The following is a 23341-nucleotide window of genomic DNA, read 5'->3' as shown; positions in this document are numbered from 1 at the left end:
TCCGGCACTTTTACAGCGTCAAAGGTATTCCGGCATAGAAATTAAGGAGTTTCATGCTGAAAAGGTAGTTGTATTTGGCTTGTGCTACAGATCCTTGGGCGTTGGCAAAATTATTTCGGGCCACGTTAAGGTCATAGATGGTGGATCGCCCAGCCTCGAAACTTTTTTCCGCGAAATCCAGGGCGAGCCTTGTGCTGCGTTCAGCTTCGGTAGCTGCCTGATAAGCTGCATAATTGCTTTCCGCGTCAAACTGTGCCTGCTGTACATTCTGTAAAACCTCTTGTCTTTGTTGCAGCAGCGCTACTCGGGCCACTTCTTCATTTATTTTAGACTGTTCTACCTGCAGTTTGGTAATTCCTTTATTAAAAATGGGGATGTTGGCAGAAAGGCCTAATTGTTGGCCAAAATTATCCTTATATTGTTTGAAAAAATTGCTTTCGCGTATGGGGTTCCCGTTAATATCAATCCCCGCTGTGTTGGTTACCAAAGAGTTAAAATAAGAAGAGCCGATGCCTGCACTGGCAGATATGGTAGGGCAGAAGGCGGTTTTTGTAATTTCTGTCTGGGCTTCCGCCGATTTTACCCTGTTTTCCGCGGCCCGAATTTGCGGTTGGTTTTCATAGGCCTTGGCGATAACATCTTCTGCGGTAAACAAAGGTGCATCCAGCTGGTCACCCAAAGGTACGTCTTGCACATCGAAATTCTTATAATCCTGAAGTTGGAGCAGCATCGCAAGGCTGAACAGGCTTCTGTTGGTATTAATTTCAGCGGTTTTTACATTCTGTTTTTCGCGGGCGAAGGCAGCTTCGGCCTCAGCGAGCACCGTTTGTGCGGTGGTACCGACTTCTGTAGTAATTTTTGCGCGTTGGTAAAGACGTTCGGCGTTTTCCAGGGCGCTTTGGGAGATCTTTGTTATTTCGCGGTTTAATAATACCGAAAGGTACTGCTGGGCGATTTGTAGTGAGATGTCGTTTTTAACACGCTCCAGATCAAATCTTCCTGCGGCCACTTCATATTCGGTACGGCGGATATTTTTCTCTAGCCTACCGTTGTTGAATAACAGGATGTCGGCCCCTACATTGGCATTGTTAATGAAATTATCATTGCGGTTGGTCGTACCGAAAACGTCTCTGCCCTGCCCGAAAGAGGCGTTATTGCTAATGGTTGCGCCTACGGAAGGCAGGTACTCTCGTTTGGCGATTTCGAGGGCGAAATTTTGGTTTTGGGTGTTTAAATCATTCTGAATGACCGTAAGATTATTTTCAAGGGCGTAGTTCACACATTCCTGAAGCGTCCATTTTTTCTGTGAGAAAGCAGAGACGGAAAGAAAAGCCAACAATATTACAGCAGATTTCTTCATGATTGATTTTAGCAGATAAGACGATGATTGTCACAAATTGTTACAGATGAGGTTGTAACTCGCCAATGCGAGACACAATAGGCATTGAAAAGATGCCGCTTTTCTGAAGATAATATTCATAAAACGATTTAGATTTCCGTGCAAACTCCTGTATAGCCAGTTCCTTGAATTTGAAATAAAAAAGATGTCCCAAAAGTTCGTAATAGGGGATTTGGTGGCTTTCGTCTTTAGCTTCAATCAACAGGGTGATTTCTTCGGTCGTTTTAGCGGCGAGTTCCTCGAAAGTCATTTTAAAGGTATCGTTCATGTAAGTCTCAAAGAGTCTTTGATGGTCTGGCAGTATGCCTTCATTTTTTTCCAGCAGCAGTTTCGCCAGAAATTCTGAAAATTGTTTTACAATACGGATGAGGTAATCTTTATCGTGAATCATGGTAATTGAATATGCTTATGCGAAAAATAAATAGGCCAGGACCACAGAGGTGATGATGCCCACAAGATCAGCAAGCAGCATCGCAGTAACCGTGTAGCGCGTGTTTCTGACGCCTACTGCACCGAAATATACAGCGATTACATAAAACGTGGTATCAGAACTGCCTTGTAAAACCGCCGCCAGCCTCCCCTGGAAACTATCTGCACCGAAAGTCTGCATGGTATCCACCATCATGCCGCGCGCGCCGGAACCAGACAGGGGCTTGATAAGTGCTGTAGGAAGCCCATCTACAAAACGGGTATCGAAACCGGCAACGGCAGCTACCCATTTCATGCCGTCAATCAACACATCAAATACCCCGGAGGTGCGCAGCATGGATATGGCAATCAGCATCCCCACCAAATAAGGAATAATCTTCACGCAAGTCCAGAAGCCTTCTTTGGCCCCATCAATAAATGCATCAAATACATTTATTTTCTTATAAATCCCACCCAGTACGATAGCAAAGAAAATCAGCAAGATGATCCCATTGCTCAGCAGCATACTGAACTCATCAAGGCCTTCTTTAGTAAGATTTACCAGATACACGACCAAAAGCCCCACGAGTGCCGATATGCCGCCTACATAGGCGATTACCACAGGTTGCAGCAGATTAATCTTTTGATATACGGAGACAATAATCATCGCTGCCATGGTAGCCGCAAAAGTAGCGATCATGCATGGGATGAAAATATCAGTCGGCGTAGCAGAACCCATGGAAGCACGGATGGCAATAATGGAAACGGGGATTAACGTAAGACCGCCGGCATGTAAGCACAGAAACATAATTTGCGAGTTACTGGCCCGTTCTTTATCAGGATTTAAGGTTTGAAGGCTTTCCATCGCTTTCAGCCCGAAAGGTGTTGCCGCATTATCCAAGCCTAATAAATTGGCGGAAAAATTAAGCAACATATGGCCAAACGAAGGATGGTTTTTAGGGATTTCAGGGAAAAGCCTTGAAAAAAATGGTTGTATTAACCGAGAAAGTAAATTGATGCCGCCCGCTTTTTCAGCGATACTCATAAAACCCATGAACAGCGTCATAATCCCGATAAGGCCTAGGCAAATCTTCACCGCAGTCTCAGAGGTCCCGATTACGCCATCGGCTTCCTGTACCCGATAAATATTAACATTTGATGTAGCTGAATCTGTTTTATAATGTATGCGATCCTGTGTAAATTCAGGATGGGTTAGCAGCGCGGATTGGATTTCGGGGGCTAGATTGTCAGCTTTTTTTGAGGCAATCTGTACAGTATCACCACTTTTCCCTACCACCATATCATTATAAATCGCCTTATAACCATCTGAAAACATATATTTTATGCTGGCTACAAGTATGGCTATAATGATGAACGCACTCCAGATTCTGCTTAAAACCATTGATGAAAATTTTGATAAAAGTAAATAAAAAGTTTATTTATCCGCCGGTAAACCGTCAAATTTAGAGGTGCAACCCAGTGTAGTTTTAAAATAAACGAAGCTGCTGTGTACGTGAGCCAGTGAAATTTTCAGTAGAAAGAACTGGCATCTCGCGGTCCGAGAAGTATTTCCGTTTACCCAAAGCGAAGGTGTTATGAATAAGTTCGGCGATATTTCCTTCTCCTTTATAACGTTCATAATATCTTTTCTCACCGAGATTCCCGCCACGCATCGAACGGATGAGGTTGAGGACTTTCTGCGCGCGGTCGGGGAAGTGTGCCTCAATCCATTTAACGAAAACAGGCGCTACCATATCATTGAGCCTTACCAATACATACCCGAAACTTCTAGCACCGGCTTCCGAAACTGTTTTCAGGATGTTCAGGCTCTCATCGCTGGTAAGGCCGGGGATTACGGGGGCTACCATCACGCCGACCGGGATCTGGTTTTGGGTAAGGACCTCAATAGCTTTGATTTTATTGCTGGCAGAGGAGGTGCGGGGTTCCATCTTCCGACGGATGTTTTCATCCATCGTGGGAATACTGAAGGACACGGAGACCAAATGCTGTGCTGCAAGCGCGGTCAAAAGATCAAGGTCGCGCAATACGAGCGTGTTTTTGGTAAGGATGGATACGGGATGCCGATAATCCAGACAAACCTGTAACAGCTTTCGGGTGATTTCAAAATGCCGTTCCGCGGGTTGGTAACAGTCGGTATTACCAGAAAGCATAATGGGTTGGGGGACATAGTTTTTCTTCTGAAAGAATTTTTCGAGTAGTTCCGGTGCGTTTTTCTTTACCATTATTTTACGCTCAAAATCCAATCCTGCGGAAAAGCCCCAATATTCATGGGTAGGCCGCGCAAAGCAGTAGGAACAGCCATGTTCGCAGCCTTGATAGGGATTCAGCGAATACTCCATCCTCAGATCCGGACTTTTTACTGGGTTTACAATGGTTTTGGGGAAAACTTCGGTGAATGTGGTCTTGGTGGTTTCAAACGTTTCTTCTTCAGGCTCAAAGGTATAGCGGTCGAAACGGTTGGTTTCGTTTTGTTGTGCTCCCTGGCCTTTTATGAAGTGACGTTCTATCATTGCAAATGCAAAATTATGGCTTTTAGGCTTAGGAAAAAGCAAGATTTATCCACAAAAAAACCTGTCTTCAATGCTGAAAACAGGGTTGCATATCATTTAATATTATTTATTGCATGGCCAGAAATTCTACGCCATGATGTGGCTCTTCCTTATATCTGCTGTCAAAATGACGGTGGAAATCTTCATAATAATCAGCATATTCGCGGTGCTTGATAGTCAAAAACCTCTTAAAGCCAAAAATTCCTAATCCTACGATCACTCCCAGGCTGCCTGCAAGTAAAATTCCGGTTTCTCTTTTCATATATATTTTATTTCGTGATACAATTTAAGCAAATTACATACCTTTTACAAATGGTTTGGTTTTAAAATTTGTTAATATTACGATTCGTAGTGGCATCTCATTTAAAATTTCTAATTTTGAAAAAACCGTTTTATCAATGAAGACCAATGCAATTGTTTTAACGGGCGCACTATTTTTAGCAGCCTGTTCACCACAGAAAATGACACAGAACCGAATTTACCCAGAAACCAAGAAAATTACCCATACGGATGAGTATTTCGGGGTAAAGATAGAAGATCCTTACCGCTGGCTGGAAGACGACCGGGCGGCGGATACCAAAGACTGGGTACAGCGCGAAGTAGCATTCACACAAGATTATCTGCAGCAAATCCCTTTCCGGGAAGAAATCCGCACACAACTTAAAGATATCTGGAATTATGAGAAAATAGGCGCACCTTTCAAAGAAGGAGATTATACCTATTTCTATAAAAATGACGGCCTGCAGGCACAGTCTGTACTTTACCGAACCGATAAAGACGGAAAAACCGAGGTTTCCTTGATCCCAATAAATTCTCAGATAAAGGAACGACCTCGCTCGCAGGCATCTCCTTCAATAAGAAAGGGAACCTGGTCGCCTATTCTATTTCTGAAGGCGGCAGCGACTGGAACAAGATCATCATCATGAATGCCATCACCAAGGAGATCATTGACGAGACCATTACCGATGTGAAATTCTCCGGCGCATCATGGTCCGGCGACGAAGGGTTTTATTACTCCAGCTATGATAAACCGAAAGGCAGCGAACTTTCTGCACAGACGGATACGCACAAAGTGTACTTCCATAAACTGGGGACCAAACAATCTGCAGACCGGTTGGTTATCGGTGGCGAGAACTTTAAGCGCAGATATATGTCTGTAGGAGTTTCTGATGACGAACGGTACGAGATCCTCAATGCTTCCGTGGCAACCAATGGCAATGAACTTTATATTAAGGATTTAAAGAATAAAACAGATTTTATCCCTATTCAGCAAGGGTACAGCTATAATACCGATTTTATCGACTCGAAAGGTGACATCATTTATGCCTTTACCGATAAAGATGCCCCAAATATGAGGTTGGTGAAATTCAGTATCAAAAATCCACAGGTTTGGACAGACGTGATCCCAGAATCTGAAAATGTCCTGAGTGTATCTACCGGTGGAGGCTATATCTTTGCCCGATACATGAAAGATGCGGTTACCTCTGTCCGCCAGTTTGATTATGACGGGAAACTCGTGCGCGATATCCAACTTCCTGGTACCGGTACTGCCGGTGGTTTTGGTGGGAAAGATACCGACAAGGAAGTGTATTTCTCATACACCAACTACATCACCCCCGGAACTATTTACAAATACAATGTCGAAACCGGCAAATCTGAAGTGTACCAGAAACCGAACATTAAATTCAATCCAGAGGACTACGTTTCTGAACAGGTTTTCTATACCTCCAAAGACGGCACCAAAGTCCCAATGATGATTAATTATAAAAAAGGACTAAAACTGAATGGTAAAAATCCTACCATCCTTTACTCTTATGGTGGCTTTAACATCAGCCTACAGCCCGCGTTCTCCGTAGTGAATGCTATTTGGATGGAAAACGGAGGCATCTATGCCGTACCCAACATCCGTGGTGGTGGCGAATATGGTAAAAAATGGCATGATGCAGGCACGAAGATGCAGAAGAAAAATGTATTCGATGATTTTATCGCCGCTGGTGAATATCTGCAGGACAAAGGCTATACCTCCAGCCAATACATGGCCCTTTCGGGTAGGTCGAATGGCGGGCTTCTGGTAGGTGCTACTATGACGATGCGTCCGGATCTGGCAAAAGTGGCTTTTCCCGGTGTAGGCGTTTTAGACATGCTGCGTTATAACAAATTTACAGCCGGTGCTGGTTGGAGTTATGATTACGGTACCGCTGAAGACAGTAAGGAAATGTTTGAATACCTGAAATCTTACTCTCCCGTTCACAATGTAAGAAAAGGTGTTTGCTACCCATCTACCATGATTATTACCAGCGACCATGATGACCGTGTGGTACCCGCGCACTCATTTAAATTTGGGGCCGAACTTCAGGAAAAGCAATCGTGCAGCAACCCGATTTTGGTAAGGATTGAAGTAAATGCAGGGCACGGCGCCGGCCGCAGCACCGAACAGGTAATTGGCGAAAATGCAGACTTGTTAAGTTTCGCGCTGTATGAAATGGGTATCCAAAATTTAAAAAAATAAATCCCAAAGCAGTAAACAAGCTCTCTGATATGGCGTCAGGGAGCTTTTTCATTATTAAAAAACAAAAAAAACGGGCCGCTATCAACTTTTCGGTGAGTAAGTTGCTTTAGACAGCCAGTTTTCAATTAATTTGCGAAAGCCCGTTGTTAATCATTATTTTTGTGCGAGGATAAAGATACATGTCAGATATTATAAAACTTTTGCCCGATCATGTGGCCAACCAAATTGCTGCCGGAGAGGTGGTGCAACGGCCTGCGTCGATCGTAAAAGAACTCATGGAGAATGCAATCGATGCAAAGGCTACTAAAATAGAACTCATCATCCGTGATGCCGGTAAAAACCTTATTCAGGTGGTAGATAACGGGATCGGGATGAGTGATACAGATGCGCGCCTTGCTTTCGAACGGCATGCCACGTCAAAAATACAGTCCACAGAAGATATCTTCCGGATCTCTACCAAAGGTTTCCGCGGGGAAGCCTTGGCCTCAATAGCTGCCGTAGCGCAGGTGGAACTTAAGACAAAAACAAAAGAAGCAAAGACAGGGACCAATATCTATATCGAAGGGGGCGGTTTTCAGTTCCAGGAACCGATACAAACAGCAGAAGGATCTAATTTCTTGGTGAAGAACCTTTTCTACAACGTCCCCGCACGTAGGAAGTTCCTCAAGAACAATAATGTAGAATTCCGGCATATAATTGATGAATTCCAGCGTGTTGCGCTTGCACACGAGGACCTGGATTTTGAACTTTTCCATAACGATGAAATTGTGTTCAGACTTCGGAAAGCCAGTTTGCTGCAGCGCATCGTAGAGATTTTTGGGCGGAAGCTGCATGCGTTGCTGGTCCCTATCAAAGAAGATTTGGGTTGGGTGAAACTGAATGGTTTTGTCGCCAAGCCTGAAGGTGCTAAAAAAGTACGCGGAGAACAGTTTTTCTTCGTGAATGGCCGCTATTTCCGCAGTGCGTATTTCAATAAGGCAGTACAGGAAGCGTTTGACGGATTGCTGTTGCCGGGCTACATCCCTACCTTTTTCCTTTTTCTTGAACTTGATCCGGAGAAAGTAGATGTAAATATTCATCCGCAGAAAACTGAAGTGAAATTTGAGGATGAAAACCTGATCTTCGCTTTGGTACGTTCTACGATCAAGAAATCGCTCGGCATCTATAATGTAGCGCCAAGTCTGGATTTCGAGAAAGATACCAGCATGGATGCATTTGTAATGCAGAAAAATACCGGTGGCATGTTTCGTGCACCTGAAATTACAGTTGACCGAGATTACAACCCTTTTCTGGTAGAAAAAACCTCGGCAGGCGAGAAAAATGCTTTAACCGAAATATATCAGCAAACCGTTACAGCGGCACCATCGAAAATAAACCTGTTTGAAGATGAAGATTTCGATGAGGATCTGATGCGCCTCCCGAACGGTTACTGGCTTTTCAACAAAGGCGGCAAAACGCTGATGCTGGATCTGGGCAGAATGCACAGGCTGATAATCGCAGACCGTAACAAACGGAAAAGCAGCGCCATCGAAAGGCACACGTTGCTCTTCTCATTAGAGTATCATATGAATGAAACAGAGAAAATGAAGTACCGTTCCATCAAAAAATATCTACCGGAGCTGGGCTTTGAAATGGTTTTGGCCAATGATAATGTACTCCGTATTGATGCGGTTCCCGAAGGTCTTAAAGAAACACAGGTCATGAAATTTATGGAGCAGCTATTTGATATTCTCGAATACCGCACAGAAGAAGAATTCATGGAGTTCTATCAACAGAAATGGAATAAGATACAAAGCAAATCGCGCTTCGATTTTCTGTATAAGACGGATGCCGAGTTGGTGATCAAAGATTTTACCGCTTTAGGCTTCCCGGAATACCTTCCGTCCGGCAAACGGTGTTATATTGAGCTGCCGCTGGAAGAACTTAAAAATAAATTTTAGAAATTATGTTCCCGAAACTCACCCCGATTACTAAAAATATCATCATTCTGTGTGTGGCAGTTTATGTGCTGGCCAACTTTTTCTTCCCACAGATGTATTACCTGATGTCGGCGTATTACCCGTTTTCACCCAACTTCAGGTCTTGGCAAATCGTCACACACATGTTTATGCATGCCGGGATTGGCGAGGGAGTTGGTCTTACCCATATTTTATTTAATATGTTGACATTGTGGAGTTTTGGGCCGGCGTTGGAGCAGACGCTGGATTCTAGAAGATATACGATCCTGTATTTTGCGAGTGGCCTTGGTGCGTTCGTACTTTTCAATCTTTGGAATTTATATGAAGTGAACCAAATTGTACAGGCTTTGTATAATTTAGGCATCAATCCGGCGGAGATTTACCCTAAGGCAGCGATAGGTTATACGGGCGATTTAAGTATTTCGGCACAAACGGGCGAAGGCGCTGCGCTTTCACAACAGCTTTTTATGGCATTACGAACCCCGATGCTGGGGGCTTCCGGCGCTATTTTTGGCGTGGTAGCTGCTTTTTCAACATTGTTCCCGAATGCGAAACTTTTCTTCATGTTTATTCCGTTTCCCATCAAGGCGAAATATCTGTTTCCGGGTATCATCGTCATCTCGCTGTATTTAGGATTTAGTGGCTCAATGGATGGGGTGGCGCATTTTGCCCATATTGGTGGTGCCATAGTTGGCTTTTTACTGGCCCGTAGTTGGCGGAAACATCTTTACCGTTTTAATTAAAATCCTGTGCGGCTGTTTAGGTTTCTTTTTACGGTCTTTCATTTCACCGTGGTGGCTTTGCTCGCGGGTACGGCGCTTAATGCCTATGTTCCGCCAAAGGTTTTTGCGTGGATGAATATGCTGTCGCTGGCTTTTCCTTTCCTGTTGATTATACACACCGTTTTATGTATGATGTGGCTGGTCTTATGGAAAAAAAGAGCGTTTATCTTTTTGGCTGCTACCTTGCTATTCTATTATCCAGCCAAAAGGTGGATTAATTTCACGGCTCCAGCGGAAGGTGAAGTAGCAGATTTTAAAGTGCTGACAATGAATATAAAAGGTGCTGCCTATGGTAAGGAAACGCTATACAGCTATCTTAAAAACAGCAATGCCGATGTTATCTTGGTACAGGAATATGCGAAAAACCTTAAAAATACAGATTATCCCAACACAGTTCAATCTTATTCCATCGTTGGATTGGCGTCGAAGACGAAAGTTATTGAACATCAGAGAATTGAGACTTCCAGTAACGGGGAGAGCTTTTACGCGGATATTGAAATTAAAGGACGCACCGTACGTTTCATTAATATGTATTTAAATCCTTTTGCATTCGATAAGAACAAAGTGAAGCCCAGCGAGGATTACGAGAAGAACAAGCGGAAAGTGAGGTATATCGCCGGGACTTTGATCCCCACATTTAAGATTCATCAGGATGAGGTTGCGGCCATCCGGAAAGCTGTCCTGGATTCGCCTTATCCGGTTGTTCTTGCGGGTGATTTCAACGCGGTGCCAAGTTCTTACGAATATTATCAGTTATCGGATGTGCTTCATGATGCTTTCCTGACTGCCGGAAACGGTCTTTCCACCAGTTTTCATGATTATAAATTCCCCATCAGGATTGATTATATATTTTCTTCAAAAGATTTAAAACCAATAAGTTACTGGGTAGATCGGCACGAAAAAATGTCGGATCATTATCCTGTTATAGCTACCTTTAAGTTTGAAAAGTAATGAAGAAGTTTTTATTTATACTGTATCTGCTTTTAATAGGTTGCAACAAAGAATCTAAGGGATTAACTGTTGAAAACAAAGAAGTTATAGAGCCCGCCACCTATGATACCACAGCTATTGATTCATTTTCTGCGGGTGCCACTTCCACAGACGTAGCCAGGCAAATACTGATGTCTTCACAAAGGTATCAGGATTCATTAAGAAATATGGCTGAAAAACGAAAGGAAGAACAACGTCTGCAAGAGGTGAAAACCCAGGAAAAAAAGCCGTTAAAACAGGAAAATACAGATAATAAAAGTTTGCCTACTGCTGTAAAGACGGAAGGCGAACATCAATGATTAGTCTGAGAGGTCGTGTGTAGCCGGTAAATTCCGGATTTTGTTGAGCGGATAAATTATACTGCTATCAAATGTATTCATCGCGTTAATGAGCTGAAAATGAGAGTAATCATTAAGGTTTTGTAAGGTGATCTCCGCTTGTTTTATCTTTTTAGTCCTCAACAGATGTTGACGCTGCACGCCATTCAGCAAATAAGTGGTTGGCGTGAACCAGTCGCGTCCTTTTTTAAATAAAATGTTTGAGAAAGAGGTATCTGTAATGTGATTATTCTTCACAATAATCACTTCTCCGGTGCCCGCCTTTGTGGCCATCTGTTCAAGTATGCTTCGATCCTCAAACTTAAACGGATAGCTATAAAAACTGTTTTCAACGAGTTGGAAATGCGAGATTTCACGGATGGCATAAGGCATCATCTGCGTACGGAAATTCCCGTTTAAATCGTAAATGATTTTAAATTTAAAAAGACCTTTTTCGTTGTGGTTCAAGCTGTTATAGATCTGGTTTAGCTCTATAGGATTTTCTTTCCCGAAATATGCAAAAGTCTGGTTCATGCGCTGCTGATGTTCAGCTATCAGGTAAACTTTCTTATCTTCAACTTTAATACTTTCAATGAAGCGGGACATAGATTTTATTTTTCATTTCCTGATATTCATCGGTAAATTTACTCAAATGCGTAATGCCACCGCCGCTTTTGAAATATAATTTTTCTTCTTCCTGCTCAATAAAGCGGATCATCACACAAGAATCGAGATTTTTACCATCAAACCAGCCACATACGCCTGTATAAAAACCACGGTCGTACGTTTCGGCCTGCTGAATAATTTCAAGCGTTTTCTTTTTCGGAGCGCCCAGAATAGAGCCTGCCGGCAGTATGGCTTTTAAAATCTGGCCCATCTTGCCTGAATATTCCTCCTTCACCGTACCGGAAATTTCAGAACTCATCGCGTAAAGATTCTTCTGATGTGTCTTGATGTAGTCAATCCTTTGGAAATCAGTTACCTTAACGTTATTGGCGACCATGCTCAGATCGTTCCGTAACAAGTCCACCACAGTGTAATGTTCGGCTTTTTCCTTGTGGTCGTTTTTCAGGATTTCCGGCGCGTTTTCAATAGAGGCATCAATAGTACCTTTCATGGGATGGGTTGATATAATGTCATCTTTTATTTCAACAAAGGTTTCAGGCGAAAAGAAAACAAATTTATCAGGATATAGCACTTTATATTTTGCGTCGCCAGCCCAGAAGAGCTCGTGCAACGTATAATTGGTTTTAATTTCAGATTTGCAGGTATAGTTAACGAGATAAGAGTTACCGGCGTGTAGGTGTTGGGTGATGGTTTCAAAGCCCTGATGATAGTGCTCCGGTGATATTGGGATCGCTTCAAAATTTAAATCCTTCGCCACCGCGTGCCTTGTTGATAAGTTTGTAAACATTGGAAAATCAATGAGTAAGCCTGATTTCTGTAATTTGTCTTCGGTATAAACCTTTACATTGTGTAAAAGAAAATCAATCAGAAAGAAAAATGGGATACCATTTGTAGATAACGCATCCATTTTATCGAAACCGGCTTTTGCTATTGAATTCATTTGGCAAATGTAAGAAATCGGCGTTGCGAAATGAGCTACAAATTCCGCGGGAAAGATGTATTTTTGAACATGCAAAATTATCAACAACCCGAAAATGGGCTTTCATTTATCCTTCGCCAGGCTTTTTTTTATTGGAATAAGGCGTTGCTTTATCATTTGGTTTTCAGCTTGTTATATTTCACTTTATTTATGGCAGGCTATTTTTATCTTGTGCAGTATTTTGGGTTGTGGGATGAGTTTATGAAATACCGCGACCTGGTGCAGACAGATCTGCCGACTTTCAACAAGAAAATGGAGGAAATTGCGAAAACGCCGCAGGCCGCGAATTTCACGCTGGCTTTTTTCGGACTTATTGCGTTGCTAAATCCTTTAAATGTTGGTCTTTACAAGATTTACCGTAAGATTGAGCTAAAAGAGCCTGTGTTTTTTAATGATTTGTTTGCGGGTTACCAGGGTTCAGATTTCTTTCGTTTTGTGGGCTTTTACCTTTTCTGGATGATTATCTTCACGTATGCCAACGCATTTCTGTTTCTGGGTGTCGCTTGGATTTTCCTTACGCTTTTCTGTGTGCCGCTGATGTTCTTCCTCAATGTAAAAATCTTTAAAGCTATTGGGCTTACTTGGCAGGTACTCCGCTATAACTTCAGTACCGTTGTGATTGCGATGGTGGTGGCGCTGCTGTTTTCTTTAAGTGGAATATTATTGTGCGGTATCGGTTTTGTACTGACCTTTCCGTTTTTTAATTCAATGATTTATGTGCTTTACCGGTATTTGTATAAAGAAGTTGAAGAAAATTAGGTAATTATGCATGATTTTCTGATTTAAAATTTAAATTTGAAAAACATTAAAAAAAACTAAGTAATGGAAACATACGAAACCATCAATCCCGGTACGCCAAGAAAATCAACCAACGAAATCATTTCTCACGCTTTTGAAACGTATAAAGGTGTATTTCTGTATGGTTTGTTGGCCATGGTCATCTACGTTGTTGTACCGATGCTCGTGCAGCCGCTCACAGGATTTGACTCCAAGGGATTTTCAGAGGAAATCATAAGCAGCGATGGGGATTTCGGGGATCTTGATATTTGGGCTTACCCGGGAATGAAGTTGTATTACGGCGTTTCGGGCCTTGTAAGTTTGCTACTGGCACCGATTTTTGTAGGATTATTGTATATGGCGAATAAATATGACTCGCGGCTGCCGCTTCAGGTTTCGGACTTATTTATTGGTTACCGGCAGAATTTTCTGAATATCATAATTTATTCATTTGTTTCATCAGTAATTATGGGTATTTCATTCGCGATGTGTGTGTTGCCTTTCTTCTTTGTCCTTCCTTTTTTATTCCTCGCCTATCCTATACTGCTGTTTGAGAATGCCAGTTTTGTGGATGCGATGAGTAAATCCTTCCGCATCGCGAAGAATAATTATGGCGTACTGCTTTTAACATCTTTACTGGCGCTTATCATCAGTTTGGCAGGGATTTTACTATGCGGTATTGGTATTTTTGCTACGTTGCCGTTCTATATGGTGGTAATATATTCCGCTTACTGCGCTTTCTGTGGAAAGCCAAGGGAGCTGAACCAATAAAACCGAATGTTCCTTGAAATGAGCTTAGAAACAACAGTACTGCGCTGTTGTTTTTTTCTTAAAAATTTTAGTTATGCCAAATAAAAAATACCAGATCAGTGAGGTGAAGATTAAACAGATATTTCTGTTGGCCGTAATTCTGGTGCTGGCCGGTCTCATCTGTTTTAACCTTTCGCTGTTTATACCGTCGCTTTTAGGCGCGATTACGCTGTACATTATCTCCAGGAAATATAATCTTTACCTGCAGGAAGAAAAGGAATGGAGGCCTTGGCTGGCCTCTACGGTGATCATTATCGGTACGCTAATAGTACTGATTTTGCCGGTATATTTCATTGCCGATCTTTTGCTCGAAAAACTTGGGAATGCCTCCGCGTACATGGAAAAATTCAATGAGTTTGTCGATAAAATACATGATTTTGTGTATGCTAAAACCAAAGTCGATATCCTAAGCAAAGATAACTTGAACACATTTAAAAGCAATGTAGGGAAATATACTACTTCCGCGCTCAGTGGCACATTCAATACGCTCACGGTGGTCCTTTCGATGTATTTCATCCTGTATTTTATGCTCGAAAAACCACGCCTTTTTGAAAAATTGATTAAAAGCTCAGCACCTCTGAAAAAATCTAACGTGCATTTACTCGGCGACAAAATTCGTAAGATGGTGATTGCTAATGCGATAGGTATTCCAGTGGTAGCTTTGGGACAGGGGATTGTTGCATTGATAGGTTATTTTATTTTTGGTGCCCCAAGTCCGGTCTTGCTGTTTGCCCTAACGGCGGTCGCATCCATGATACCGATTGTGGGAGCGGGTTTGGTGTATGTACCGGTTTGTATATTTATGATTGCTGAAGGAAGCACAGGCCCCGGACTTGGCCTTGCGATTTATTGCCTGATCGTGGTAGGACTTACCGACAATGCGTTAAGATTTACCCTTCTTAAACGTCTGGAAAACATCCATCCGCTGAATACTGTGTTCGGTATTATTGCTGGTATGAATATTTTTGGGTTTATGGGGCTTATTTTCGGGCCGATACTTGTTTCTATTACCGTCATGCTGATCCAAGTATACCGCGATGAGTTCTCTGATGACGAAAATGAGCTGATTTTACCGGAACCAAAAGAAATTGAAGAAAAAATTGACCTTACTATTTGATGATGGAAATGATGAATCCGCAGATCCTGGAGGAGATTTGTATTGATAAAATGCCTTTTGGGAAGTACAAAAATGTGATAATTGCTGATATTCCGGTACATTATCTTGAATGGCTTCAGCGTGAAGGAATGCCCAAAGGAAAGCTTGGCATGCAACTTAGTACCATTTACGAAATCAAGATAAATGGACTTACAGAACTTCTGATTCCGATTCGAAAGAGAATCTCGCGATAGGTAGTCTTAAAATAAAAACAGAGTGCAATTTGCACTCTGTTTTTTAGTATAAAATGTTATTGCGGTTTCCAGTAAGTCCAGGCTGAGCCATTATAAACAGCCAGTCTTTTACCGCCAATCCTGTTTACGTAAACCATCATACCGGGGGCGGGACTTGGGATGTCCGCCGTGTTCTGAACGGTAGGTAAAACCATTGCCTGCGAATTAGACTCCAGTACTAAAACTCCGTCAGCATTAGAAGTAGTTGCACCGATAATTGTTTTGGCAGCTGAAGTTTCGGTAACGTTAGTTGGCTGTGAGGTCATAATGGTACTGAGGTTCGCTGTATTACCACTGCTAAGGTCGAACCATGCTCCGTTTCTATAGACCATTACACGGGCTGTATTGGCGGACCTGGTGTCCAAAAGCATAGTACCTTCAGCCAAAGTACTGCCTGTAGGCAATGTTCTAACGTATGGGAGGATCAGTCCTTTGTTCTGTCCCGCCGCGAATTCGAGTAATACTGACGTTTTCGTGGCTGCGGTTCCAGTTTCATTCCCAATGATTACCTGCGAATATGCCGATACGGAACACGCAACTATAATTAGTGATATTATCTTTCTCATTTTTTTAAATTTTAATATTTAAATAATTAAGGACATGCAGGAGTTGAGAAACATCTCCATGCTTTGTCAGCATAAATTTTCAGACATTTCTCCGTAGTGTCATACACCATCATACCTTCCTGTGGTTCAATGATTCCAGCAAGTTGTGCTGTTGTTACCCTAGTCGGCACGAAACCTTTGGAATTAGATTCTAGTGCAATATGACCTGACTGACGAATCATTGGCCAGTTTCCGTTCGCGGAGCCAGCTCTTTGAAGGGTGGTGATGCCCACTTTCGTTTCCGGACCTGCAGAAGACGTATTTGCCGGATTATAACATACACAGTTTCCTATGTTGTGACCGGAAACACGTCCTGTGATACGGGTTGGACCATTGACAGATTGTTTTACTGTAATCGTATTGGTGCCGCCAGTATTCCAGTTGATTAAGTTCGCAGCGTTTCCGTTTGTAAGAACCAGCGGAAACAAAGGTCCGTTTGATACCTTACTGCCAAAGAATGAGATTACGCCATTTTGGTTAATTGAAACCCGAATCATAGGTGATGTACCGTTGCCTTCGATCTGGTAGATGAGTGGGGTGCCAATTTCGTAGTTTGTTCCGTCAGCAAACTGTACGTTAATTCCTGTAGTGCCGCTTGATTGAAATTCAAGTTCCTGCGTAGTGATGTCTACACCGTTAACGCTAATGGCAAAAGAATTATCCAGCGTGAAGATGTCAACCTGTGCACCGTAGGTTACGGCAGGAATGGTGAATGTGGAACTGTTTCCGTTTGTCGCACTGAATACTTGGGTAAAATTTTCTTCAGTACAGGGTGTAGTAGAAGAATAGTACACAGACACGTTTTTAAGGTTATTACATGTACCGCCTAGGCCATTGTTTGCACATTCGTAAACGGGGTCGGTCGGTAGCACTGTAGGGTTCTGATTAGTTGCATCCGGATCCGTGAAATCGTTTTGACGCAGGATGCCTGCCTGGAAATTCTGGAAGCCTTGGGTTGGCAACGAGGCTGAATTTACAGTAATCGTGAATGTATATGTTACTTCACAACCATTCGGAAGCGCTAAAACAGAATTATATTTCCGTGTATTAGCATCATAGGAGATTGCTGTTGCCTGTGTGCCACAACCGTTTCCACTGAAAGTAGCAGCGCCCGCTATAAATCCCGGCGGCAGCGAAAATGAAAATGGGGCCGCGGTTACAGCGTCGGGACCATCATTTTTTACTTTTACGGTGGCAGTGAAGGATTCGCCCGGCAGTACATTGCCACGATTCACTGTAAGTTGACTTACTTTGAGGTCGGCGATTTTTACTACTACCTGTGAGTTTTGTGTAACAGCCAAACCTTTTACAAAAGCCCAGGTGTCAATAGATTTATTATTACCAAATGATTCGCCAGTAAAGCCATATTTATGTCCATTCGAACGGCTGCTTAACCCGTTTCCATTTGGGAGGTGAGAGTTTACAATAGGACTTGGTCTATCTACAGCGTTACTTCCTGTTATTGTACTGTCGTCCCAATATACAATATCAGACACAACATTATTTAAGTTGTTATTATCCAGAAGTTCAATAAAGATTCCGTTCTTATTATATTCCATATCTATATAAGGAAAATGCACTTCTGCTCCTTGCAATTGCACTATTACCTGAGCTGGGGTGGTCCCGGCGGGCAATGGAATATTATTCCCATCCCTTCCGTCCCATAAGACCTCATTGGCTCCTGCTGTCGCTGCACCCGTTAATATTCTGGTCGTAAAAGTAGCTGGCGTCACAGGACTTTGAATGGTAATCTTGTAGCTGCCTTGCTGGCTTGCATTAAACTTTACATAACCTCCTTTATTACTTACCTGCCCAGGAATCCCTTCAACACCTATCAAGGTAATATTAGATACGGAAGGGAGTGCAGTAACAGGAGTACGCAGCCAAGTTGATCCACCCGATACCGCTGCGGGTACAGTACCGGTTGGCAAGTCTGTAGCTGGTAAGGTATAGAAAATTTTGTGCGTTGTTTGGATTGCTGTATCAACAGCGCGGGGATCCTGTACTTGGTTTGATATATTTCTTGATGTATCTAAACTTTTGTAAATCGGCTGTTTCGTGGTTGCATTCAAAAATCCGTTATTATTAACAAAGAAAGTGAAATACATCCCATTATTTCCATTATTGCTAACACGGTAATTGTAGCCATCCTTTGTAAAGACATAGAATATTCCGTAAAAACCATTTGATTGTGGGGTTCCAGTACCTGTACTCATGTTGAAGACATTTACTTAAACACGTCCTTTAATGAAATCTGTGTTCATGGTATTTATAACTGAAATGTCCCATGCTCTGATAGCTGCAGAATTTGTAGGTTGAGTCCATTCTGCTGTAGCATTTATAGTTGTGTCAATAGCCGCGTCGCCAGTACCGTCCATTTCAACGCGATATACACCTGCGCCGTTCTCAGGTACGGTATAGTAAAGTGCTGTATAACGATTTGCGATATTTTGTCCTGGCAACTGAGGACCAGCCAGTTCCTGCGTCCGGTTTGCAATAATACCCGCAGTCCGGGTAGTGCCACCACCGATATTAATTTCGGTATTCTTTGGCCCGTAAAGTCTGATTGCTCCTGTTGAGCTTGATGCTATGGCAATCCTTTCACCTACGTTAGCATACACATAATGTGTACCTTGAGTTGGGAATGGATAATTTTCCGTAATCCCAGTTCCTGTTCCAACATAGGACCTCAAATAGGCACGGTAGCCAGTAGCAGTAGATGGATACAAATCGCGGGATCCATCCGCGTACATCAGCCCGCTGAGAAGTAAAAAACTGCCGATTATTAGTATTCGCAGGTTGATAAACGCTCGTATTTTATAAAGATTATTCATTGAATTTATTTAAAATATTGTTAGCTTAAAATTTTATTTGGTAATTAAACTTTAAGCTGTGGCGGAGGCCGAACTTTTAAAACATTTAGACTCCATATATTAACACACAAATCATTTGTATGGAAAATATTTTGACTTAAGTGTCTTTTTAACAAAAAATAGTTAGAAAAATAAGGAACAAACGTTTTTTCTACTGATTTGAAACTGAAAAATCCACCTGCTGTAACAGCCAAGTTTTTAGATTTCTCTATAAAAGTTAAAGTTGTAGAAGAAGAGTGATGATATATTTTGGGCAGTTTCTGCGAAAATGTTTTTGTATGAGCTACCTTCTTCCTGGCTGTAACTTTCTTTATTTCTTTTGATTTATTTTCAACTTTTGGCTGATGAACGGCGAGTATATCAGTTTTGTGTGCTGGTTTTTCAGCGTTGTGGAACTTTAAGGAGTCTGTTTGTTTTAAAACATATACGTTACCGTGTTTTTCTATATCAAATTTTTGAGTAGATGCCTTTCCGGAGATTTTCAAACTGTCTGTATGAATATATGCGCCCCGGGTGACCGATAAAGTAATATCACCTTGTATATGCATTTGTGCAAAAATCTGTAAAGACCATAGCATAAATAATACTACAGTTACTTTAGCACTTACAAAGCAAATGCGGGTGTTATGCCTTTTCGAACAGGTAATCAGGCTAATAAATAAGCGGCAAAGGTAGTTATTGCTTATAGATTAAGCAAGATAAGATTTGAAAAATCAAAGAGTTAGCGTATTTCATGATATTTATCATCCTTTCAACGCAGCGATTTCATCACGTAGTTTGGCAGCTTTTATAAAATCTAGGTTTTTAGCGGCGGCTTCCATGGCTTTTTGTTTCTCAGCAATCAACTGCGTGTAATCTTTACCATAGTTGTTTTTATCTTCGGCTACCTGTTTAAGGATTTCTTTCTGCGTATATTTCGGATCCGGGAAATCTTTGCTGCGGCCAACCAATACTTCCGAAATCTTTTTATTTAAGGAGGTTGGTACCAAGCCGTTGGCTTCATTATATTCCATTTGCTTTTGGCGGCGATAGTTGGTTTCGTCAATCGCGCGTTGCATCGAGCCCGTGATTTTGTCGGCGTACAAAATGGCTTTACCGTTTACATTTCTCGCTGCCCGGCCTATTGTCTGTACAAGCGAACGGCGCGACCGTAACATTCCCTCTTTATCTGCATCTAAGATGGCCACCAACGAAACTTCGGGTAAGTCAAGACCCTCCCGCAATAAATTCACGCCCACCAAAACATCAAAAAGTCCAACGCGAAGATCCTGCATGATCTGGATTCGTTCTAAAGTCTCTACATCTGAGTGAATATAGCGCGTCCGGATTCCGAATCGTGTAAAATATTTGGTAAGTTCCTCGGCCATTTTCTTGGTTAAAGTGGTCACCAAAACCCTTTCGTCCAGTTCTGCTCGTTTCTGAATTTCTTCGATGAGGTCATCGATTTGGTTCATAGTCGGCCGGATGTCAATCACAGGATCTAACAAGCCGGTTGGCCGTATAATCTGTTCGATGTATTCGCCCCCTGTTTTTTCCAGTTCATAATCCGCGGGTGTAGCCGATACATAGATAACCTGGTTTTGCATCGCCTCGAATTCTTCAAACTTCAGCGGGCGGTTATCCATCGCGGCTGGCAGCCGGAAGCCATGTTCCACCAAAACTTCCTTACGACTTCGGTCGCCGCCGTACATGGCGTGGACTTGCGGTACGGTGACGTGGCTTTCATCAATCACCATCAGGTAGTCTTTCGGAAAATAATCTAAGAGACAGAAAGGTCGCGTGCCGGGCAATCTTCGGTCAAAATAGCGCGAATAATTCTCGATTCCGCTACAGTAACCGAGTTCTTTCATCATTTCAAGATCCAGTTCTGTACGTTCCTGTAAACGCTTGGCTTCGAAAGGTTTTTCAATTTCGTTAAAGAAATCTATCTGCTTCACCAAATCATCCTGTATTTCTCGGATGGCGTTGTGTTGTGTTTCTTTAGAAGTAACGAAAAGATTGGCTGGGTAGATATTGATCTCTTCAAAATCAGCTATGACACTGCCCGATTGTGGATCGAAACTCTGGATTCGCTCAATTTCATCACCAAAGAACTGGATCCGGATGCCGTTATCAGCATACGCAGGATAGACATCAATGACATCGCCCTTCACGCGGAAGGTGCCGCGCGTAAACTCATTCAGCGTACGTGCATAGAGTGCATTTACCAGTTTATGGAGAAAGTTGGTTCGGGTAAGTTTTGCGTTCTTCCGAACTTCAATCAGCGATTTATTAAATTCGGTCGGGTTACCGATACCGTAAATGCACGATACGGAAGCTACGATCAGCACATCGCGGCGGCCGGAAAGCAGACTTGCGGTGGCGGAAAGCCTTAGTTTTTCAACTTCTTCGTTAATTGAAAGGTCCTTTTCGATATAGGTATTGGTTGAGGCGATGAAGGCTTCCGGCTGATAGTAATCGTAATAACTCACGAAGTATTCTACCGCGTTTTCCGGGAAAAATTCCTTGAATTCCATAAAAAGCTGTGCGGCCAAAGTCTTGTTATGGGCAAGAACCAGCGTCGGTTTCTGCACTTTGTTTACCACATTGGCTACGGTAAAAGTTTTACCCGAGCCGGTTACCCCCAGCAATGTTTGATACTTTTCGCCCTGCCTAATGCCGGCGGTGAGTTTTTCAATTGCCTGTGGTTGGTCCCCTGTAGGTTGATATTCAGATTGAAGTTTGAACTGCATGATAGGCTGCGGAGGTCACATTAAATTAAGATTAAACAATCTGCAAAAATACGGAAAAAGCATGGAGTAGCGATTCTGTCTTTACGTGTTTTACAGTACTTTACTTACGGCTTTTCTTGAAGCTCTCGAAGTCTTCAATCACTAAGCCGCCGCCAGCAACTTTCGGCTGAAAACGGATTTTTCCACCGGTATATGTTTCGGGATATTCGGTTTTCATCTTGATGGTTTGCCCGGTGATGAGTTCCAATGCTTTCTTCAGTTCAGGGTCTGAAGTATTACCGAACTCTTTGATGTTATTGATGGCTCTTAAAGGATTGATCTCGTAATTTGGCACAATCCCTTCTGAGGGGTTAGGATCTTTATCTTTGTTGTAATAAGAGAAAGTGATGGGCTGCAACTTCCAATTATGCGAGGTGTTTCTTGTTGAATAAGAAGTATAATCTGATGCTGGCGAATCGTAAAGCGTTATTGAGCCTACAAACTTCCCGGTCGTTTCATTACCGATGGTTATTACCGGAACATATTTGTTAAGACTGATGATGGTAAGTTCACTTGCAGAAGCGGTCTGAAATGATACCAAGACATAAATCCGGCTAAGGTTCAGGCTATTGATATTTTGTTGGCCGGTTTGCTCAGGGTAGCCGTTCACGATATTGTAGGTCTTTACCGTATTGCTTAGATAATCCATCCCATCCTGGTCATTGTGTTTCGCATTAAAATCGAGATATACATAAGGCTGGTTGGTGTAGTTGCCGTTTACCATCTGGGCAAGTGCTTTTGCTGTTTCCAACGAGCCACCGCCATTGTATCTCAGATCTAAGATGAGTTCGGTAATACCATCCGACTTCATTTTAGCAAAGGCAGCATTTAATTCATCATTATAATCAGATTTAAAACCGTTATATACCAAATACCCGATGTTTTTACCGCCATAACTGTATTTTTGGTAATGCGCCACAGGATTTTCGTCGATATTGGTTTTTGTGATGGCGATGTTTTCCGCTTTGTCGGTAGTTACTAATGCTGTGGCGGTCATTGTAGCGGTGGCCGCTCTTGTGACGGTAAACTGATCTTCGGATAACTGTTGGTAATTATTGAATGTCAACGGTGTGCCGTTCACCCTTGTAATGATGTCGCCACGCTTGATGCCCGCATTCGCAGCAGAAGAGCCGGGGACCACGTAGTTTACCAATGCTACTGCGTTTGTACCGTTATTGTCTTTCGGATATACCGCATAATCGAATCCTGTCAGCATCTCAACTTCCGCTATACGCGAGGCGCGTACAATGTTATTGTTATTTTCAATCCAGGAAAAGCGGTCGGTATTTCCATAGTCATAAAGCAAACTGTAAAATAGGCCGTCTGGTGTCTTACCATTGATAAATGAAGAATACTCGGCAGAGTTTTTGAAGTTATCAGCAAGTTTAGGGACATTGGATTGCCAATAATACCAAGAATTCATGGCCTTCCAAACGAAATCATTTACAGCGTTCGTCTCGCCGGAATTTTTTGGTGCAGGATCCGGATCATTATCCCGGGAGCATGCGCTTAGAAGCAAGGTAAGCAGCGCTAAACCCGAAAAATATATTTTAGTGTTCATTTGTAATATTATTAAT

21 protein-coding genes and 1 pseudogene are annotated in these 23341 nt (G+C 42.4%); 9 read left to right on the top strand and 13 right to left on the bottom strand.

All coding sequences use genetic code 11. The features are described from left to right. Positions 1–10: 10 nt before the first annotated feature. From CO230_RS11730 to CO230_RS11710, 5 genes are all read right to left on the bottom strand, one after another. Positions 11–1360 carry a TolC family protein gene (locus tag CO230_RS11730; protein ID WP_122028770.1) on the bottom strand — a complete coding sequence of 450 codons (1350 nt, stop codon included), beginning with the start codon at positions 1358–1360 and terminating at the stop codon, positions 11–13. A 40-nt stretch (positions 1361–1400) separates the two neighbouring features. After that, entirely contained in the window at positions 1401–1790 is a 390-nt protein-coding gene (locus CO230_RS11725; RefSeq protein ID WP_122028769.1) for a hypothetical protein, read from the bottom strand. Between the two features lie 15 nt (positions 1791–1805). Then, positions 1806–3209 (bottom strand): nucleoside recognition domain-containing protein, encoded by a 1404-nt coding sequence (locus CO230_RS11720; RefSeq protein WP_122028768.1) that lies wholly within the window; start codon positions 3207–3209, stop codon positions 1806–1808. 85 nt (positions 3210–3294) lie between these two features. Beyond that, a complete protein-coding gene (locus CO230_RS11715) occupies positions 3295–4338 on the bottom strand; it encodes a PA0069 family radical SAM protein (protein WP_122028767.1) in 1044 nt (347 codons plus the stop codon). Positions 4339–4444: 106 nt separating this feature from the next. Further along, on the bottom strand, positions 4445–4639 hold the full coding sequence (locus CO230_RS11710) for a hypothetical protein (RefSeq protein ID WP_122028766.1): 195 nt from the start codon (positions 4637–4639) through the stop codon (positions 4445–4447). Positions 4640–4775: 136 nt separating this feature from the next. Between CO230_RS11710 and CO230_RS11705 the strand changes: the two are divergent. The 5 genes and pseudogenes from CO230_RS11705 to CO230_RS11685 all read left to right on the top strand — a co-directional run bounded on the left by CO230_RS11705 (position 4776) and on the right by CO230_RS11685 (position 10915). Further along, a pseudogene (locus CO230_RS11705) lies at positions 4776–6886 on the top strand (prolyl oligopeptidase family serine peptidase). A gap of 179 nt (positions 6887–7065) precedes the next feature. Then, entirely contained in the window at positions 7066–8826 is a 1761-nt protein-coding gene (gene mutL / locus CO230_RS11700; RefSeq protein WP_122028765.1) for a DNA mismatch repair endonuclease MutL, read from the top strand. 5 nt (positions 8827–8831) lie between these two features. Then, complete coding sequence (locus CO230_RS11695) at positions 8832–9587, top strand: rhomboid family intramembrane serine protease (RefSeq protein WP_122028764.1); 756 nt, start codon at positions 8832–8834, stop codon at positions 9585–9587. Positions 9588–9638: 51 nt separating this feature from the next. Next, a complete protein-coding gene (locus tag CO230_RS11690) occupies positions 9639–10577 on the top strand; it encodes an endonuclease/exonuclease/phosphatase family protein (protein WP_228438148.1) in 939 nt (312 codons plus the stop codon). After that, positions 10577–10915 (top strand): hypothetical protein, encoded by a 339-nt coding sequence (locus CO230_RS11685; RefSeq protein ID WP_122028762.1) that lies wholly within the window; start codon positions 10577–10579, stop codon positions 10913–10915. Before CO230_RS11690 ends, CO230_RS11685 begins: the two co-directional genes overlap by 1 nt. On the opposite strand, the gene CO230_RS11680 is transcribed toward CO230_RS11685, so the two are convergent. Beyond that, positions 10916–11539, bottom strand: a complete 624-nt coding sequence (locus CO230_RS11680) for an aminotransferase class IV (RefSeq protein ID WP_122028761.1) — start codon at positions 11537–11539, stop codon at positions 10916–10918. It lies immediately after the preceding gene. Continuing rightward, on the bottom strand, positions 11523–12500 hold the full coding sequence (locus CO230_RS11675) for an aminodeoxychorismate synthase component I (RefSeq protein ID WP_122028760.1): 978 nt from the start codon (positions 12498–12500) through the stop codon (positions 11523–11525). The genes CO230_RS11680 and CO230_RS11675 overlap by 17 nt, the downstream gene beginning before the upstream one ends. Before the next feature lie 30 nt (positions 12501–12530). Here CO230_RS11675 and CO230_RS11670 point away from each other — a divergent pair, with 30 nt between their 5' ends. The 4 genes from CO230_RS11670 to CO230_RS11655 all read left to right on the top strand — a co-directional run bounded on the left by CO230_RS11670 (position 12531) and on the right by CO230_RS11655 (position 15476). Further along, on the top strand, positions 12531–13298 hold the full coding sequence (locus tag CO230_RS11670; protein ID WP_122028759.1) for a hypothetical protein: 768 nt from the start codon (positions 12531–12533) through the stop codon (positions 13296–13298). 63 nt (positions 13299–13361) lie between these two features. Next, positions 13362–14087 carry a beta-carotene 15,15'-monooxygenase gene (locus CO230_RS11665; protein ID WP_122028758.1) on the top strand — a complete coding sequence of 242 codons (726 nt, stop codon included), beginning with the start codon at positions 13362–13364 and terminating at the stop codon, positions 14085–14087. A 73-nt stretch (positions 14088–14160) separates the two neighbouring features. Beyond that, a complete protein-coding gene (locus tag CO230_RS11660) occupies positions 14161–15243 on the top strand; it encodes an AI-2E family transporter (protein ID WP_122028757.1) in 1083 nt (360 codons plus the stop codon). Positions 15244–15254: 11 nt separating this feature from the next. Continuing rightward, positions 15255–15476 carry a DUF3820 family protein gene (locus CO230_RS11655; RefSeq protein ID WP_122028974.1) on the top strand — a complete coding sequence of 74 codons (222 nt, stop codon included), beginning with the start codon at positions 15255–15257 and terminating at the stop codon, positions 15474–15476. 56 nt (positions 15477–15532) lie between these two features. On the opposite strand, the gene CO230_RS11650 is transcribed toward CO230_RS11655, so the two are convergent. The 6 genes from CO230_RS11650 to CO230_RS11625 all read right to left on the bottom strand — a co-directional run bounded on the left by CO230_RS11650 (position 15533) and on the right by CO230_RS11625 (position 23325). Further along, entirely contained in the window at positions 15533–16081 is a 549-nt protein-coding gene (locus CO230_RS11650) for a hypothetical protein (RefSeq protein ID WP_122028756.1), read from the bottom strand. Positions 16082–16107: 26 nt separating this feature from the next. Beyond that, complete coding sequence (locus CO230_RS11645; protein ID WP_122028755.1) at positions 16108–18336, bottom strand: DUF11 domain-containing protein; 2229 nt, start codon at positions 18334–18336, stop codon at positions 16108–16110. 15 nt (positions 18337–18351) lie between these two features. Next, the gene (locus CO230_RS11640) at positions 18352–18954 is read right to left on the bottom strand and encodes a hypothetical protein (protein WP_122028754.1); all 603 of its coding nucleotides are present in this window, start codon (positions 18952–18954) and stop codon (positions 18352–18354) included. Positions 18955–18998: 44 nt separating this feature from the next. Beyond that, on the bottom strand, positions 18999–19541 hold the full coding sequence (locus CO230_RS11635; RefSeq protein WP_162990035.1) for a hypothetical protein: 543 nt from the start codon (positions 19539–19541) through the stop codon (positions 18999–19001). Between the two features lie 195 nt (positions 19542–19736). Further along, positions 19737–21725, bottom strand: a complete 1989-nt coding sequence (gene uvrB, locus CO230_RS11630; protein WP_122028752.1) for an excinuclease ABC subunit UvrB — start codon at positions 21723–21725, stop codon at positions 19737–19739. 100 nt (positions 21726–21825) lie between these two features. Next, a complete protein-coding gene (locus tag CO230_RS11625; RefSeq protein ID WP_122028751.1) occupies positions 21826–23325 on the bottom strand; it encodes a S41 family peptidase in 1500 nt (499 codons plus the stop codon). Positions 23326–23341: the final 16 nt, after the last annotated feature.

Source organism: Chryseobacterium sp. 6424, from assembly GCF_003692615.1.
GTDB lineage: Bacteria > Bacteroidota > Bacteroidia > Flavobacteriales > Weeksellaceae > Kaistella.
Note: the sequence above shows the minus strand (reverse complement) of the source record. Positions and strands in the feature narration are given on the sequence as shown.

What these genes read in the sequence shown, in the direction of transcription:
- CO230_RS11730 (WP_122028770.1), bottom strand. Translation starts at nt 1,360, where the DNA reads ATGAAGAAATCTGCTGTAATATTGTTGGCTTTTCTTTCCGTCTCTGCT.
- CO230_RS11725 (WP_122028769.1), bottom strand. Translation starts at nt 1,790, where the DNA reads ATGATTCACGATAAAGATTACCTCATCCGTATTGTAAAACAATTTTCA.
- CO230_RS11720 (WP_122028768.1), bottom strand. Translation starts at nt 3,209, where the DNA reads ATGGTTTTAAGCAGAATCTGGAGTGCGTTCATCATTATAGCCATACTT.
- CO230_RS11715 (WP_122028767.1), bottom strand. Translation starts at nt 4,338, where the DNA reads ATGATAGAACGTCACTTCATAAAAGGCCAGGGAGCACAACAAAACGAA.
- CO230_RS11710 (WP_122028766.1), bottom strand. Translation starts at nt 4,639, where the DNA reads ATGAAAAGAGAAACCGGAATTTTACTTGCAGGCAGCCTGGGAGTGATC.
- mutL (WP_122028765.1), top strand. Translation starts at nt 7,066, where the DNA reads ATGTCAGATATTATAAAACTTTTGCCCGATCATGTGGCCAACCAAATT.
- CO230_RS11695 (WP_122028764.1), top strand. Translation starts at nt 8,832, where the DNA reads ATGTTCCCGAAACTCACCCCGATTACTAAAAATATCATCATTCTGTGT.
- CO230_RS11685 (WP_122028762.1), top strand. Translation starts at nt 10,577, where the DNA reads ATGAAGAAGTTTTTATTTATACTGTATCTGCTTTTAATAGGTTGCAAC.
- CO230_RS11680 (WP_122028761.1), bottom strand. Translation starts at nt 11,539, where the DNA reads ATGTCCCGCTTCATTGAAAGTATTAAAGTTGAAGATAAGAAAGTTTAC.
- CO230_RS11675 (WP_122028760.1), bottom strand. Translation starts at nt 12,500, where the DNA reads ATGAATTCAATAGCAAAAGCCGGTTTCGATAAAATGGATGCGTTATCT.
- CO230_RS11670 (WP_122028759.1), top strand. Translation starts at nt 12,531, where the DNA reads ATGAGCTACAAATTCCGCGGGAAAGATGTATTTTTGAACATGCAAAAT.
- CO230_RS11665 (WP_122028758.1), top strand. Translation starts at nt 13,362, where the DNA reads ATGGAAACATACGAAACCATCAATCCCGGTACGCCAAGAAAATCAACC.
- CO230_RS11660 (WP_122028757.1), top strand. Translation starts at nt 14,161, where the DNA reads ATGCCAAATAAAAAATACCAGATCAGTGAGGTGAAGATTAAACAGATA.
- CO230_RS11655 (WP_122028974.1), top strand. Translation starts at nt 15,255, where the DNA reads ATGAATCCGCAGATCCTGGAGGAGATTTGTATTGATAAAATGCCTTTT.
- CO230_RS11650 (WP_122028756.1), bottom strand. Translation starts at nt 16,081, where the DNA reads ATGAGAAAGATAATATCACTAATTATAGTTGCGTGTTCCGTATCGGCA.
- CO230_RS11645 (WP_122028755.1), bottom strand. Translation starts at nt 18,336, where the DNA reads ATGAGTACAGGTACTGGAACCCCACAATCAAATGGTTTTTACGGAATA.
- CO230_RS11640 (WP_122028754.1), bottom strand. Translation starts at nt 18,954, where the DNA reads ATGAATAATCTTTATAAAATACGAGCGTTTATCAACCTGCGAATACTA.
- CO230_RS11635 (WP_162990035.1), bottom strand. Translation starts at nt 19,541, where the DNA reads ATGCATATACAAGGTGATATTACTTTATCGGTCACCCGGGGCGCATAT.
- uvrB (WP_122028752.1), bottom strand. Translation starts at nt 21,725, where the DNA reads ATGCAGTTCAAACTTCAATCTGAATATCAACCTACAGGGGACCAACCA.
- CO230_RS11625 (WP_122028751.1), bottom strand. Translation starts at nt 23,325, where the DNA reads ATGAACACTAAAATATATTTTTCGGGTTTAGCGCTGCTTACCTTGCTT.